Here is a 14981-nt window from a genome sequence, read left to right as displayed (position 1 = left end):
TTGCGTGATATGCGCACCATGCTGGTCACCGGCGGAGCCGGGTTCATCGGATCCAATTTCGTCCGCCTCGCCGCCCAGCGCGGCACCGCAAGGATTGTGGTGTTAGATGCCCTCACCTATGCCGGGAACCGGGCGAACTTGGAAGGTGTTGAGCACGAGTTCGTCCAAGGCAGCGTCACGGACGCCCCGCTTGTCGACGACCTCGTCCGCCACTGCGACGTCGTCGTCCACTTCGCCGCCGAATCCCACAACGACAATTCCCTGGCCGACCCCTCCCCGTTCGTAAACACCAATGTGGTGGGAACGTTCACCCTGCTCGAGGCCGTACGGCGGCACGGGAAGCGACTTCACCACATTTCCACGGACGAAGTGTTTGGGGACTTGCCCCTCGGCGGCGACGAGGCCTTCACCGAGCAGTCGCCGTATCGGCCGTCTAGCCCCTACTCCGCCACTAAGGCGGGGTCGGACCACCTGGTGCGGGCGTGGGTCCGCAGCTTCGGGGTGAAGGCGACGGTGTCACATTGCTCCAATAATTTCGGCCCTTACCAGCACGTGGAGAAGTTCATTCCGCGGCAGATCACGAACATTTTGAGCGGGGCGCCGGCCAAGCTCTACGGTTCGGGTGCGCAGGTGCGCGACTGGATCCACGTCGATGACCACAACGATGCCGTCCTGGCAATTCTGGAGCGGGGGCGGCTCGGGGAAACCTATAACATCGGCGCTGGCCACGGCCATATCACGAACAAGGAGGTCGTCGAGATGATCTGCGAGCTTCTGGGAGGCACTTACGAACACGTCGCCGATCGGCCGGGCCACGACCAGCGGTACACGATGGATGCGACGAAGATTCGCGGGGAGTTGGGGTGGCGCCCGCAGTACACCGACATGTGGGTTGGGCTCGAGAAGACGATTACATGGTACGCCGAGCACGAGGATTGGTGGAGGGGCGCGAAGGTGGGCGTCGAGAAGCGGTATGCGGAAAGTGGGCAGTAGATGAACACGCCGATCGAAGGCCTCGAGGTACACACGCTCGCCGTGCACGCGGACAACCGCGGGTGGTTCAAGGAGAACTGGGCGGGCCAGGGTCTGCGGCCGGTGCAGAACAACGTGTCGTTTAACGCGCGGCGCGGAGCGACCCGCGGGATGCACGCCGAGCCCTGGGACAAATGGGTCTCCGTCGCTGCCGGGCGCGTTTACGGAGCGTGGGTGGACATGCGCGAGGGCTCTGAAACATACGGTGCGAAGTACGGCATCGAGATCGGGGAGGACACCGCCGTGTTCGTGCCCCGCGGGGTGGCCAACGGCTTCCAGGCCTTAGAGGACGCGACGGCCTACATCTATCTGGTCAACGAGCGGTACAGCCCCGGCGCGCGCTACGCGTACTGCTCCTACCGCGAAATCGACTGGCCGCTGGAGGTGGCGGAGCTCTCGGACGCGGATAAAAAGCACCCCGCGCTTGTCGACGCTACCCCCGTCCCGCCCCGCCGCATCCTCGTCACCGGGGCGAACGGCCAACTGGGTCGAGCGCTGCGCCCGCTGCTGCCGGATGCGGAGTTTTGCACGCGGGAAGAGTTCGACATTACGTCCCCCGGCGAGCGGGACTGGTCGCGCTACTGGGCAATCATCAACTGCGCCGCCTACAACGACGTCAACGGCGCCGAGGCGGACCGCGCGGGTGCCTGGGCGGTCAACGCGTCCGCGGTGGCGAAGCTTGCCCGCATCGCCGAGGAGCACGACCTGACCCTGGTGCATGTCTCCAGTGACTACATTTTCGACGGCTCGGTTGACGTTCATACCGAGGAAGAGACCTACTCGCCACTGTCGGCCTATGGTGCGTCCAAGGCCGCGGGGGACGCGGCGGCCCAGACGGCTAGCAGGCACTACGTCATCCGCACCTCGTGGGTCTTTGGCGAGGGCCGCAACTTCATGGAGACCATGGCGCGTCTGCACGGGCGCGGATTAAAACCGGCTGTGGTCATGGACCAGCGAGGCCGGCCCACCGCCGCCACTGACCTCGCCAAGGGCATCGCCCACCTGCTGACAACGCGCGCCGCGTACGGGGTGTACAACATCACCTCCGACGGTGACACCGCCGGGCGGGATGAGATCGCGATGGCCGTGTTCGCCGGCCTGAGCGGCAACCCCGCTGACGTGCGCCCGGTGACCACGGCTCAGTACGCCGAGCTCGTGAGCCCCGAAGCGCCGCGCCCGCCCGAGTCGACGCTGAGCCTGGACAAGATCAAGGCGGCGGGCTTCCAGCCGTCGCACTGGCGCACGGCGCTGGCGCTCTACCTGGCGGTGCGGGAGGGCTAAGAGGTGAAGGGAATCATTCTGGCGGGTGGGTCGGGTACACGGCTCTACCCCATCACTAAGGGCATCTCGAAGCAGCTCATGCCCATCTACGACAAGCCGATGATCTATTACCCGCTAAGCACCCTCATCAGCGCTGGAATTAGAGAAATCCTGATTATCACCACGCCCGAGGACGCCGCCGCTTTCCGACGCCTCCTCGGCGACGGCTCCCAGTTTGGAATCATGCTGGACTACGCGGTACAGCCCTCGCCGGACGGGCTGGCGCAGGCGTTCATTATCGGTGAGGAGTTTATCGGCAGAGACTCGGTAGCTCTCGCCCTGGGCGATAACATCTTCGACGGCTCTCAGCTCACCCGGATCCTGGGTGAGACGCGGGACGTGGACGGAGGCGCAATCTTCGCCTACGAGGTGTCCGACCCGCAGCGCTACGGCGTCGTCACCTTCGACGCGGACGGAACTGCCACCTCCATTGAGGAAAAGCCCGCGCACCCGAAGTCTACGTTCGCCGTGGTGGGATTGTACTTTTACGACGGCGCGGTCGTTGACGTCGCCAAGCGGATTGCCCCTAGCGAGCGCGGGGAATTGGAGATTACGGCCGTAAACGACGCATACCTCGCCGCGGGGAAGCTGAAGGTGCACCGGCTCTACCGCGGGGACGTGTGGCTGGATACGGGCACGATCGACTCCATGAGCGAGGCGAGCGCGTACGTGGAGGTCATGCAAAAACGCACCGGGACGATCATCGGCTCACCCGAAGTGGCGGCGTACAACCAGGGTTTCCTCTCGCGCGAGGATCTCCTAGCCCAGGGGCGCGCCCTGCTCAAGTCGGGGTATGGTCGCTACCTCATCGACGCGGCCGGAGAGTAGCCTAATGTCTACCATGAATACCACCCAGGAGTATCAGGACACCTGGCTTGTCATTCCCTGTTACAACGAAGGGCCCGTCATCCAGGAAGTCATCGCCAACGCCAGAAAGACCTTCCCCAACATCGTTGCCGTCAACGACGGCTCGAAAGACGATTCCGCCGAGGCTATCCGCGCAGGGGGAGCCCACCTTGTCAATCACCCTGTCAACCTGGGCCAGGGGGCCGCGATCCAGACGGGTGTGGAGTACGCGCGGGCTCAGCCGGGGGCGCGCTACTTTGTCACCTTCGACGCGGACGGGCAGCACCAGGTCAAAGACGTCGTTGCGATGCTGAAGCGGCTGCGCGAGGAGGCGCTGGACATCGTCGTCGGCACGCGGTTCCAGGGGCAGGAGAACTCTCAGGTCCCCTGGATCAAGCGGGTCGTGCTGAAGACCGTCGTATTTCTTTCGCCGCGCACGAGGCGCCTGGGGTTGAGTGATGCCCACAACGGCCTGCGCGTGTTCAATAAAAAGGTGGCCGACGAGATGAACATCCGCATGAACGGGATGTCCCATGCCTCCGAGATCGTCACGATGATCGACCAGAATGGCTGGCGCGTCGCCGAGGAACCGGTGGACATCCTCTACACCGAGTACTCGATGAGTAAGGGCCAGTCCCTTATCAACGGCGTGAACATTCTTGCCGACGGCATCGTGGCCAGGAGGCTCCCGTGATCCAGATACTCCTGCTCCTGGCGGCCTTCATGCTGGCCTGCTACTTCTTCGTCAACCGGCGGAAGGCTAACGCAAAAGCCTGGGTGAAGGTGGGCTTTGTTGTCCTCACGCTCGCCGCCGTGTGGGCGATCCTGCGCCCCGACGACGTGACGATCCTGGCCAACTGGCTCGGCGTAGACCGCGGCACCGACCTCATGCTCTACGTCCTCATCGTGGCCTTCTTGTTCACCACCCTGTCCACGTGGACGCGGTTTCGTGAGCAGGAGCTGCGTTACGCCCGGCTCGCGCGTGCCGTCGCCCTGCAGAACGCGGTGCCGCCCGAGGGGACTAATAACCCCGCTTGATCCACTCCTCGAGGTGAGGGGCTTCCGCGCCCACGGTCGTGTGCTCGCCGTGCCCGGTGCGCACGATCGTTTCCGCCGGCAGGTCGAGGACCCGCTTCTGCAGCGATTCGATGATCGTGTCGAAAGAAGAGTAGGAGCGACCCGTCGCACCCGGGCCGCCCTGGAACAGGGTGTCGCCCGAGAACAGCTCGCCCGCCTCTTCGGCGTAGAGGACTATCGACCCGGGGGAGTGGCCCGGTGTGTTGAGAACTTTAAGGTCGGCGCCGGCGACGTTGAAGATGTCGCCGTCTGAGATGGGCTCGAAGTCGAAGTCGGGGTTCTCGGCCCTCCACAGCATGTCGTCGCCGGGGTGGAGATAGACGGGGGCGTCGACAAGCGAGCTCAGCTTCGGCGCGGCGTCGACGTGGTCGCTGTGGCCGTGGGTGGCGATGATCCCTTTGACCGTGCGATTGCCCACCGCCTTCGCGATGGCCTCGGCGTCGTGGGCTGCGTCGATGATGAACACCTCGGAGTCATCGCCGACGATCCACACATTGTTGTCCACGTTCCACTCGCCGCCGTCGAGCTTGAACAACCCCGAGGTGACGACATTGTCGATCTGCAGCGCCATTATGCGAACTCCACCACGCTGCGCAGGACCTCGCCTCGCTTCATCTTGTCAAAGGCGGCCTCCACGTCACCGACGCCGATGCGTTCGGAGACGAATTCGCCGAGGGGGAAACGGCCCTGCAGGTGGAGGTCGACGTACGTCGGAAAGTCGCGCTCCGGCAGGCAGTCACCATACCAGGCGGGCTTGATGGAACCGCCCCGCCCGTAAACGTCAATCGCGGGAATGTCGACGTGGTCGGTCATGTTGGGCACCCCGACCATGACGAGGCGCCCCGCCAGGTCGCGGGAGTAGAAAGCCTGGCGCCAGGTGGGCTGAATACCAACCGCGTCGATGGAGACGTCGGTGCCGAATCCCCCGGTCAACCCTCGGACGGCCTCAACGACCTCATCTTCGCTCATCCCCCGGGTGCAGATCGAATGAGTGGCGCCGAAGGTTTCCTCGGCGGCGGCGCACTTCCGCTCGTCTAAGTCCAGCGCAATGATCGTGGTGGCCCCGGCGAGCCGCGCGCCCGCGACGGACGCCAAGCCCACGCCGCCGAGCCCGAAAACGGCGACGGACTCCCCCCGCGTAATGCCCGCAGTGTTTACTGCGGCGCCGAGGCCCGCCATGATTCCACAGCCCAGCAAACCGGCCACCGCCGGGTCCTCCTCCGGGTCCACCTTCGTGCACTGCTTCTCGTGCACGAGCGTCTTCTCAGCAAACGAACCGATCCCGAGCGCAGCGGTCAGCGCGGTGCCGTCCTCCAACGTCATGGGCTGCGAGGCGTTGTGGGTGTTGAAGCAGTTCTTCACGTCGCCCTTGCGACACGCACGGCACTCCCCGCATACGGCGCGCCAGTTCAGGACAACGAAGTCACCCGGCTGGACGTGCGTGACGGCGTCCCCGACACGCTCCACAGTGCCGGCGGTCTCGTGGCCGAGGAGGAAAGGGAACTCGTCTGCAATATCTCCGTCGCGGTACGCGAGATCCGTGTGGCACACCCCCGTCGCCTGGACGCGAACGATGACGTCGTTCGGTCCGGGCTCCGGAATCCTGATATCGACCAGTTCGACCGGGGAACCCTTAGCTCGCGCAATTACACCCTTAACGATGTCGCTCATGGACGCGAGTATATCGCTTAGGACGAGGCGATCACGTTGGCCACGTGCTCATGGCCACGCTGGTTGACGTGAATGGGCAGGTTGCCGGCGCCCGCGTAGAAGTCAACCAGGCCGGCCCACATGCGCTGATCGTCGGTCGCGCACATTCCGTTGTTGGCGGTCGACGGCTTGAGGTCTAGGAACTCGGTGCCGGTGGCCTGCGCCGCGTCAACCTGCATCCACTGCGCCTGGTTCTCCCACTTCTGCACCCGAGGGAAAATCGTCCAATCGGAGGTGTTCGGCGCGATGTGGAAGAGGCACACGCGGTCCCCTGACGTGATCGTGGGGTAACCGACGAACTGAATGCGGGCGCCGGGAGCCGCGCCGCGAATCTTCGCAACCTCGTTCTTCATGTAATTGACGAAGTCCCGGCGCACGTCGGAATCGGGGCGCGCGTCGTTGTTGTAGGTGTCGTTGAAGCCGGTTGAGATGATGACGCGCCTCGTCGATCCGTTCAAGGCGCCGTCCCGAATCGCACGATCAACCTGTGTGGCTAACTGGGGACCCTGGGAAATAGTGGTGGTCCCCGTGCACGAGTAGTCTTGCGGGATCAATCCCAGTTTCGCGGCCGCCTGCTTGCCCCAGTTGGTGGGGCTCTGGGGGCACCACGTCGTGACACCCGAGGAACCGCGGGGGTCCAGCCCGAGTTTTCCGGCGAGCCACTGGGGCGCGTTCGGGTCTGCGATCACGGAGTCACCGAAGATGACCGCGTTCTGTTCCTGCGCTTCCGCATGGGGCACGACGCAGAAAGCGGTGGCCATGGCGGCGAGGGCCACGGCTGCGCGACGAAGACGGGGCAATGTCATGGAAAGATCCTTAAAAAAGAGTGTCGGTCTGTTGCAGGAGATATCCCGTTGGGGCATCTATCCGTTACGAGACGCCCCATCTTTCACTTGAGTCACTTTAACACCATCTATACCATGACGTGCAGCAACGGAACCCTTTGTTCCAACGAATCAACAAAGTGCCCCCGCGCAACCCCCGCCAGGAAGGAACCCTATGCCCACCGCGTCCCCGCTTCAGCGCGTTGCCTTTACCGCTACCTCCACGGTCAAGTTCGTCAGCGCTGCCCTCCGCGCCGGCATCCTCACCCCCGAAGGTGGACATAAGTCGATGACGGGCCTGCTCCCCGTCCTGGCACGCTACCGGTTTACCACGGCCCGCGAGGTCGAACAGGCCAACAACACGGTCCCCGAGCGAAACGCCCTTATTGACGACGACGGCGTTCTCACCTACGGCCAGCTCGCCGACCGAAGCAAGGCCGTCGCTAGGTGGTTGCTCCAGCTCAAAGCCGACCGGGGACTCGACGAGCTGCGCATCGGCATCATGGCGCGCAACGGGCGCGGAATCATCGTACCCATGACCGCCAAGGGGTATTCGGGTGGACAACTCTTCCTGCTCAACGTCGGGTCCTCCCCCGAGCAGCTGGAGGGTTGCTTCGAGGAAAACAACATCAACGTTCTCTTCATCGACGACGAGTTCGCCGAGCGCCTACCCGCCTCCTCCGACATCACCGTCGTGTGGGCGCACACCGCCGCAGACCATGGGGAGGAGCTGACGCTCGAAACGATCTCGCGCCAACCCGTCGATCACCTCCCCCGCCTACCGCTGTTCCCGAAACACGGCAACATCGTGCTCATGTCGTCGGGCACGTCCGGGGTACCCAAGGGCATCCTCCGTCCCGAGCCGATTTTCCCCTTCGTCGTCGCGGGTTACCTGGACACGGTCAAGTGGCGTATCGGGATGACGATCCAGCTCACCGCGTCGATGTTTCACACCTGGGGCTGGTCGGCCGTCAACGTCGCATTTGCCGCCCGCAACACCATCATCACCCACCGCGTCTTTGACCCGGAGAAGGTCTTCCGCGAGATCCAGGACTTCCGCTGCGACGGGTTGGTCTCCTCCCCCATCTTCTTCAAGCGCATGCTCGAGGTGCCCGACAACCGCGCGTACGACACCTCGAGCCTGACATTCATTGCCTCGGCCGGCAACGCGCTGACCCCGCTCATGGTGGAGCGCATGACCGAACGCTTCGGCCCGATCCTGGCCAACTACTACGGCTCCACCGAGCTCGCCCTCGCGGCCTGCGCGGACGCCGAGCTGCTGGTGACCAACCCCACCATCGCCGGCCGAATCCCGCCCGGAACGACGCTTAAGCTTTTCGACGACAACGGCAACGAGGTTCCACAAGGCCACGTAGGTCGCATCTTCCTCCGCAACGAGACGGCGCTTAAGGGCTACTCCAACCCAAACACGAAGATCGTTGAGATCGACGGCCTGATTGAGATGGGCGACCTCGGATTCTTCGACGAGCGTGGCTTCCTGCACGTGCTCAGCCGCAACGACGACATGATCATCGTAGGCGGGGAAAACGTCCACCCCCAGTCCGTCACCGAGGTCCTCGAGCGCATGCCCGGCATCAACGAGCTCCACTCCGGCGGCGTCGACGACGACGTGTGGTTCAAGCGCATCGCCGTATGGGTGGTGCGCGAGAACAACGAGGCCGGCCGCGCCCTCACTGCCGACGCGATCCGAGACTGGGTGCGCGAGAAATTAGCGGACCACTCGGTACCCCGAGACGTAAACTTCGTCGATAAGCTACCGCGCAACGCGACTGGAAAGGTCATCGCGCGGGATCTGCCACCGTCGACACGCAAAGATTAAGGACACCGGATGCACTTCACTCCTTCCCAACTCCGCCGCTTCATCTTCCTGTGGCCACCGTTTCTCGGCGCGGGGGTGAAGGTCAAAGAATTCGCCGACGACGGCTCGAGGGTGGTCGTTCAACACAAGCTGACCAAGCTGAACCAAAACGCCGTGGGCACGGCGTTCGGGGGGACGATCATGGCGATGACGGACCCGTTCTTCATGCTCGCGTCGATGGCCCGCCTAGGTAAAGAGTACCTGGTGTGGGACGCCGCCGGAGAGGTACAGTTCCTCAAACCCGGCAAAGGCCGCATCACCGCGACCATGGAAATTCCCGACGACGTCTACGAAACCATCAAAGAAAAGACCGCTGGTGGCTCCAAGTACCTTCACTGGTTCGACACCGATGTAGTGGACGAGTCGGGCGAGGTCGTTGCGCACGTGCGCCGGCAGGTGTACTACCGGCGCAAGGCAAAAAAGTGAGCCACCTGCGAGAATCGAACTCGCGACCTTCTCATTACGAGTGAGATGCTCTACCGACTGAGCTAAGGTGGCCGGACGCGTCGACGCGTACCGGATAGAAAGCATAACGGACGCCACCCAAAACCATAAAACCCGCTGGTTACACGACGTTGCACGCCTTTCGGATGCGGCCGATCATCCCGTTGAACGCGACTAGGGGCGCGACGTTGAAATCCAGGCTTTCACGGCAGGTCGCGATGGCGTCCTGACAAGCCACGAGGCCCTCTAGACTCACGCGCTCGGCGATCTCGGCGCTCAGCGGCGCGAAGTCAGGGTGGGTCAGCGGGATCTCCGCCCCCGAGGCCTGCACCATCGCGTCCCTGTACACCCCGGCGAGGTCCACGAGGGTCAGATCCAACACGTCGCGTTTGCGCCGGGTTCCGCGCGCCTTCTGCTCGCTCTCGAGGCTTTTTAGCGACGCCTCCCCGCCCCGCAGTGCGCGCGCCGCCCCCTTTCCCCGCGCGCCGACGCCCACGGCCTGCGACAGTTTGTCCCTCTCGCGCTGGTCGGCCTCCGCGTGGGCCTCCACCGCTTCCTTCTCCGCCGCCTTGATGAGGGAACCCACCGCCTGGAATGCCTGGTCCCCGTGGAAAATCAACTCGGCGACATTAATGGCCTGTGCCCGACGTTGCTGCACGGCGGTGTTTTTGACGAGGAGTCGGGCGCGTCCGATGTGGCGGAGGGAGGTGGCTGCGGCCAGTTCGGCGTCGTCAAGCGAGGCTCCCTCCTCCTCCGTGAGGATGCGCACGATCTCGCGCTGGGAGGGCGCGGGGATGTAGAGATGGCGGCAGCGCGATCGCAGCGTCTGGGAGAATTCTTTTGGGTCGGTGGACGGAGCGGACATGATGATGATGGTGCGCGCCGGCGGTTCCTCGACAGTTTTGAGGAAGGAGTCCGCGGCGGCAACTGTCAGGCGGTCGGCGTCGTCGACGATGATGACGCGCCAGGGCCCGACAGTGGGCATCCGGGCGGCCTGGTGCACGACCGCGCGCACAACCTCGGCCGAGATCCTCAACCCGCGGGGCACGATGTGCTCAATGTCGGTGTGGGTGTCGGCGAAGGCATCGAGGCAGCCCTTGCACCGCCCGCACCCCGGCTCGCTCGGATCTGTACACACGAGGGCCGCGGCGAACGCCAGTGCGGTCGTCGACCGGCCCGCCCCGGGGGGACCCGTAAACAGCCACGAATGGGTCATCTGCCGCGCGTCCCCCTCACCGCGCGCGGCGCGCGCCGCCTGCATGATGGTGTCGCGCACCCGGGGGATGTCGGCGAGCCTTTCGCTCACGCTCCGGTAGGTCACTTCACCTACCCTACTAGTTCTCCCGGGGAGGCAAACGTCCCGTTAAAGTGGGTGGACATGGACAGACTCTGGCGCAGCTTGAAGTGGCTGTGGGGCACATCGTGGCCTCTGTACGCCGCAACGGTCCTGGGTACCAACGTCTTTGGCGCGTTGGCCATCATGCTGTTTATCCGCTACTTCATTCCGCTGCCCGAGGTCGAGTCGCTGTCCCTGTCGGGCAACGGAACGGGCACCGGCATCATCGGGGTGGCGTACTTCGTCTTTGCCGTCGTCATCGGGATGGCGGTGACGTTCCTCCTCTTCCGCCCCGTGCTGGAGTGGCAGCGGGCCCCCGACGACCACGACCCGAACATGGTCCGCAACCTGGTCATGCGCCTGCCCGTGCTGCAGACGGCCATTGTCATCGGCGTGTGGCTCATCGGCATCGCGATGGCGGGGGTGGTGGCCTCACGGGTAAGCGGGCGGCTCACCGTGGTTGTCCTCGTGTCCACCGTGATGGCGTGCATGGTCGTGGCCATTTTGACCTACGTGCAGGCGGCGCGCCTCGTGCGCCCCATCGCGGCCAGCGCTCTCGCGCGCCGTTTTGAGGACTCGACCCTTGAGCCGCCCATCGCGACCCGGTTGCTGCTCACGTGGTTCACCACGACCGGGGTGCCGCTGGCCGGGATCCTCATCCTCGTGTGGGCACGGCGCCACGGGTACTTCTCGGATTCCCCCGACGCCGGGGATATCGTCCCCGCCGTTGCCGCCCTCTCCGTGACAGCTTTCATCACCGGCATCATGGGCACGACCTTCGCGATCATGGCGGTGGTCGACCCCATCAAGGAGTTACAGGAGGCGATCAACCGCGTGCGACGCGGAGAGTCCGACACGCAGGTCGACATTTACGACGGCTCCGAGATGGGCGTCCTCCAAGCTGGGTTCAACGAGATGATGCGGGGGCTCAATGAGCGCCAGCGAGTGCGCGACATCTTCGGCCGCTACGTCGGCATCGAGGTGGCCCAGAAGGCCCTGGAGGAAAAACCCGTTCTCGGCGGAGAAGACCGCAAGGTCGCCGTCGTGTTCGTCGACATCATCGGGTCGACGGCCTTTGCCGTCGACCACACCCCCGAGGAGGTCGTCGCCGCGCTCAACGAGTTCTTCAACATCGTCGTGGACGTGGTGCACCGGAACAAGGGCGTGATCAACAAGTTCGAGGGCGACGCCGCGCTGGCCGTCTTCGGCGCGCCGATCGCGATCCACGACGCCACGTCGCACGCACTCCAGGCGGCCCGGGAACTACGCCAAGAACTGCGTGGGCTCGAGCTTCAGGCGGGTATTGGCGTCGCATCCGGGCACGTCGTCGCCGGCCACATCGGCGGCTCCGATCGCTTCGAGTACACCGTCATCGGCGACGCCGTGAACGCCGCGGCACGCCTCACCGACCTGGCCAAGGACACCCCCGGCCAGGTACTGACCAACGCCGCTACGCTGCGCGCCGCGAACGAGGCCGAGCAGCAGCGCTGGACGCTTATGAAGTCTATCGAGCTGCGCGGGCGCAACCGGATGACGCAGCTCGCGCGCCCGGTACGCTCCACCCTGGCAGACCGCTACTAGCTCCGCCGCTTGACGGTCCGTTTCTTCGTCGCCTTCTTCTTGACGGGCGCCGTGCCCTCCTCCGCCTCGCGGGCGCGCCGCGCGGAGAGCAGCTCGTTGGCGCGCTGATCCGTCATCGTTTCGGGAGTATCACCCCGCTGGAGGGAGGCGTTTGTCACCCCGTCGGTCACGTACGGGCCGAAGCGGCCGTCCTTCACGCTCATCGGCTTGCCCGAGACGTCGTTGTCGCCGAGCGCCTTGAGCGGCGGCTTTGCTGCCGCCCGGCCGCGGCGTTTCGGCTCCGCGTAGATCCGGCGCGCCTCGTCGAGGGTGATGGAGAAGATCTGATCCTCACTGGCGAGGGACCGCGAGTCCTTCCCCTTCAGCAGGTACGGGCCGTAGCGCCCGTTCTGGGCGGTGATCACCTCGCCGTCGGACGGGTCCACTCCCACCTCGCGGGGCAGGGAGAGGAGCGCGAGCGCTTGGTCAAGAGTGACGTCGGCGGGCTCCATCGAGGAAAACAGCGACGCAGTGGCGGGTTTAAGCTGCTCCTCCACGAGCTCGGCGATACGCTTTTCCTTCTGCGCGGCGGCGGTCTTCGTCTCCCAGTTCTTGGCCCGCTTGCCTTCCGCGGCGCGCTGCTCGTCTTCCGCGGCACGCTCCTTGGCGACGACATCCTCCGCGTCGGCCTCAGCCCGCTCCCGTTCGTCGTCGCGCACCAACTCGGTGACGTAGGGGCCGTAGCGCCCCTCTCGCGCCACAATGGTGCGCCCCGTGGCCGGGTTGACTCCCAGCTCCCTGCCGGTTTGCGGCGTGGCAAAGAGCTTCTCCGCCATTTCCAGCGTGATCTCGTCCGGGGTGGCGGATTCCGGAAGGTTGGCGCGCTGGTACTCGGGTTCACCGGCGGCGTCGGTGCCGACTTGGCGCTCGATGTAGGGCCCGTAGCGCCCGACGCGGACGAGGACGGGGCGGCCCTCGTCATCGTTGAAAAGCGTGAGCGAATTGACCTGGCGGGCGTCGATGTTCTCGAGGTTGTTCTCAATGAGGTGCTTGAGCCCACCGCGGCGTGCGACGGCCTCCGCCATGCTGTCATCCGCGTCCGCGTCACCGAAGTAGAAACTGGTGAGCCACTGCGTCCGATCCTCGTTGCCGTGCGCGATCTCGTCGAGCTCGTCTTCCATGGAGGAGGTGAAGTCGTAGTCCACGAGCGCATCGAAGTTATTCTCCATCAGCCCGACGACCGAAAACGCAACCCACGTGGGCACGAGCGCGTTGCCACGCGCGGCCACGTAACCGCGGTCCTGGATCGTTTTGATGATGGACGCGTAGGTGGACGGCCGCCCAATGCCGAGGTCCTCCATCTTCTTCACCAGGCTTGCCTCGGTGTAGCGCGCCGGCGGGTTGGTCGAGTGGCCATCCGCCGTGACCTTGTCGGTGCGCAGTTCATCGCCCGTAGCCAGGCGAGGCAGGAGTGTTTCGCTTTCGCTGGCGTCGGAATAGGCCCGCAGCCAGCCCGGGAAGGTGATCGAGCGGCCGGTCGCGGCGAACTCGGCGTCTTCCCCGCTCGTGGCATGGGTGGCAAGGGTGACGCGCATCGACGTGCCGCGCGCGTCCTCCATCTGGCTGGCCACGGTGCGCTGCCAAATGAGCTCGTAGAGCTTGAACTCTTCCGCGTCGAGGGAGCTCGCGAGCTGGCCGGGCGTGGCGAAGCGCTCGCCAGCGGGGCGGATCGCCTCGTGCGCCTCCTGGGAGTTTTTCACCTTGCGGTCATAGACGCGCGGGGATGCGGTGACGAAGTTGGCCCCGTAGAGCTCGGTGGCGGCGGCGCGGGCGGCGTCGAGACCCTGTTTGGACAGCGACGTCGAGTCCGTACGCATGTAGGTGATGTGGCCGTTTTCGTACAACCGCTGGGCGATGCGCATAGTGCGCGCCGAGGTGAAGTGGAGCTTACGGCCCGCTTCCTGCTGCAACGTCGAGGTCATGAACGGCGGGTGGGGGCGTCGAGAATAGGGCTTTTCCTCTACCCCGGTCACGCGCATCGGGGTTGCTTTCAGCCCGTCGGCAAGGGCCTCGGCGGTGGCTTGGTCCACGACGTAGGTGTTCGTGGACTTCACCCGGCCACGGTCGTCGAAGTCGCGCCCCTGGGCCACGCGCCGGCCGTCGACGGCGACGAGCCGGGCATCGAAAGAGTCGTCCTTGGACGCTTTGAACACGGTCGCGGTGAGGTCCCAGTACGCGGCGGGGATGAAGGCCATGCGCTCGCGTTCGCGCTCGACGATCACGCGGGTGGCCACCGATTGCACGCGGCCCGCAGACAGGCGCGGCATGACTTTCTTCCACAGCACGGGGGAAACCTCGTAACCGTAGAGGCGATCGAGGATGCGCCGGGTCTCTTGGGCATCCACGAGATCCATATCCAGCTCGCGGGTGTTGTGGGCCGCTTCGCGGATGGCGGACTCGGTGATTTCGTTGAACACCATGCGCTCAACCGGCACCGTGGGCTTGAGCGTTTCTAGCAGGTGCCAGGCGATGGCTTCGCCCTCGCGGTCCGGGTCTGTGGCCAACAGGAGACGGTCGGATTGCTTCAGCTTCGACTTGAGGTCCGCGACCTTCTTCTTCTTATCGGGGCTGACAACGTAAATCGGCTCGAACCCGTCCTCAGGGTTGACGCCTAGCTTGGCCCACTGCTCTTTCTTGTACTTCGCGGGGATATCGGCGGCGCGGCCCGGCAGGTCCCTGATGTGGCCTACCGACGCCTCGACAAGATAGTCATTGCCCAGAAACTTCTGGATCTTCTTCGCCTTCGTCGCCGACTCGACGATGACGAGGGTCTTGCCGTTGTCCGCCACGCTGGGTGACACCTCTCTCCTCAGGACGCGCTACCAATAGTTCCACCTCGGATACCAAAAACTCCCCTATTTGTACCATGCCCCCTTTCCCCTTCCCCCGTCGT

13 protein-coding genes and 1 tRNA gene are annotated in these 14981 nt (G+C 64.8%); 8 read left to right on the top strand and 6 right to left on the bottom strand.

Translation table 11 applies throughout. The annotated features are described in order from the left end of the window. Positions 1 to 9: 9 nt before the first annotated feature. The 5 genes from rfbB to CAPI_RS00820 are packed head-to-tail and all read left to right on the top strand — an operon-like array spanning position 10 to position 4236. Positions 10 to 993, top strand: coding sequence for a dTDP-glucose 4,6-dehydratase (gene rfbB, locus CAPI_RS00840; RefSeq protein WP_018017376.1), 984 nt, complete (start codon positions 10 to 12; stop codon positions 991 to 993). Beyond that, positions 994 to 2313 carry a sugar nucleotide-binding protein gene (locus CAPI_RS00835; RefSeq protein WP_018017375.1) on the top strand — a complete coding sequence of 440 codons (1320 nt, stop codon included), beginning with the start codon at positions 994 to 996 and terminating at the stop codon, positions 2311 to 2313. A gap of 3 nt (positions 2314 to 2316) precedes the next feature. Further along, positions 2317 to 3180 (top strand): glucose-1-phosphate thymidylyltransferase RfbA, encoded by an 864-nt coding sequence (gene rfbA / locus CAPI_RS00830; protein WP_018017374.1) that lies wholly within the window; start codon positions 2317 to 2319, stop codon positions 3178 to 3180. 13 nt (positions 3181 to 3193) lie between these two features. Then, complete coding sequence (ppgS, locus tag CAPI_RS00825; protein WP_040356728.1) at positions 3194 to 3892, top strand: polyprenyl-phospho-N-acetylgalactosaminyl synthase PpgS; 699 nt, start codon at positions 3194 to 3196, stop codon at positions 3890 to 3892. Positions 3893 to 3921: 29 nt separating this feature from the next. Then, positions 3922 to 4236: a DUF2304 domain-containing protein gene (locus CAPI_RS00820; protein ID WP_245531639.1), complete on the top strand. Its 315-nt coding sequence runs from the start codon at positions 3922 to 3924 to the stop codon at positions 4234 to 4236. Here the strand turns inward: CAPI_RS00820 and CAPI_RS00815 are convergent. From CAPI_RS00815 to CAPI_RS00805, 3 genes are read right to left on the bottom strand one after another with little or no spacing between them, the layout of a single operon-like run. Next, a complete protein-coding gene (locus CAPI_RS00815) occupies positions 4220 to 4846 on the bottom strand; it encodes an MBL fold metallo-hydrolase (RefSeq protein WP_018017371.1) in 627 nt (208 codons plus the stop codon). The genes CAPI_RS00820 and CAPI_RS00815 overlap by 17 nt on opposite strands. After that, the gene (locus CAPI_RS00810) at positions 4846 to 5946 is read right to left on the bottom strand and encodes an S-(hydroxymethyl)mycothiol dehydrogenase (protein ID WP_018017370.1); all 1101 of its coding nucleotides are present in this window, start codon (positions 5944 to 5946) and stop codon (positions 4846 to 4848) included. Before CAPI_RS00810 ends, CAPI_RS00815 begins: the two co-directional genes overlap by 1 nt. A 17-nt stretch (positions 5947 to 5963) precedes the next feature. Then, positions 5964 to 6791, bottom strand: a complete 828-nt coding sequence (locus tag CAPI_RS00805) for a GDSL-type esterase/lipase family protein (protein WP_018017369.1) — start codon at positions 6789 to 6791, stop codon at positions 5964 to 5966. A gap of 193 nt (positions 6792 to 6984) precedes the next feature. Here CAPI_RS00805 and CAPI_RS00800 point away from each other — a divergent pair, with 193 nt between their 5' ends. Then, positions 6985 to 8649, top strand: a complete 1665-nt coding sequence (locus CAPI_RS00800; protein WP_018017368.1) for an AMP-binding protein — start codon at positions 6985 to 6987, stop codon at positions 8647 to 8649. 9 nt (positions 8650 to 8658) lie between these two features. Beyond that, positions 8659 to 9114, top strand: coding sequence for a DUF4442 domain-containing protein (locus CAPI_RS00795; protein ID WP_026157108.1), 456 nt, complete (start codon positions 8659 to 8661; stop codon positions 9112 to 9114). Here the strand turns inward: CAPI_RS00795 and CAPI_RS00790 are convergent. Beyond that, a tRNA-Thr gene (locus CAPI_RS00790) sits at positions 9114 to 9186 on the bottom strand. The genes CAPI_RS00795 and CAPI_RS00790 overlap by 1 nt on opposite strands. A gap of 67 nt (positions 9187 to 9253) precedes the next feature. Then, positions 9254 to 10453: a DNA polymerase III subunit delta' gene (locus CAPI_RS00785; RefSeq protein WP_018017367.1), complete on the bottom strand. Its 1200-nt coding sequence runs from the start codon at positions 10451 to 10453 to the stop codon at positions 9254 to 9256. Positions 10454 to 10510: 57 nt separating this feature from the next. On the opposite strand from CAPI_RS00785, the gene CAPI_RS00780 reads away from it, so the two are divergent. Beyond that, positions 10511 to 12049 carry an adenylate/guanylate cyclase domain-containing protein gene (locus CAPI_RS00780; protein ID WP_018017366.1) on the top strand — a complete coding sequence of 513 codons (1539 nt, stop codon included), beginning with the start codon at positions 10511 to 10513 and terminating at the stop codon, positions 12047 to 12049. Here the strand turns inward: CAPI_RS00780 and topA are convergent. Next, a complete protein-coding gene (gene topA / locus CAPI_RS00775; protein ID WP_245531626.1) occupies positions 12046 to 14889 on the bottom strand; it encodes a type I DNA topoisomerase in 2844 nt (947 codons plus the stop codon). The two genes, CAPI_RS00780 and topA, sit on opposite strands and share 4 nt — an antisense overlap. Between the last annotated feature and the right edge of the window lie 92 nt (positions 14890 to 14981).

This window comes from Corynebacterium capitovis DSM 44611, assembly GCF_030440535.1.
Taxonomy (GTDB): domain Bacteria; phylum Actinomycetota; class Actinomycetes; order Mycobacteriales; family Mycobacteriaceae; genus Corynebacterium; species Corynebacterium capitovis.
This window is presented reverse-complemented; position numbering and strand designations above follow the sequence as displayed.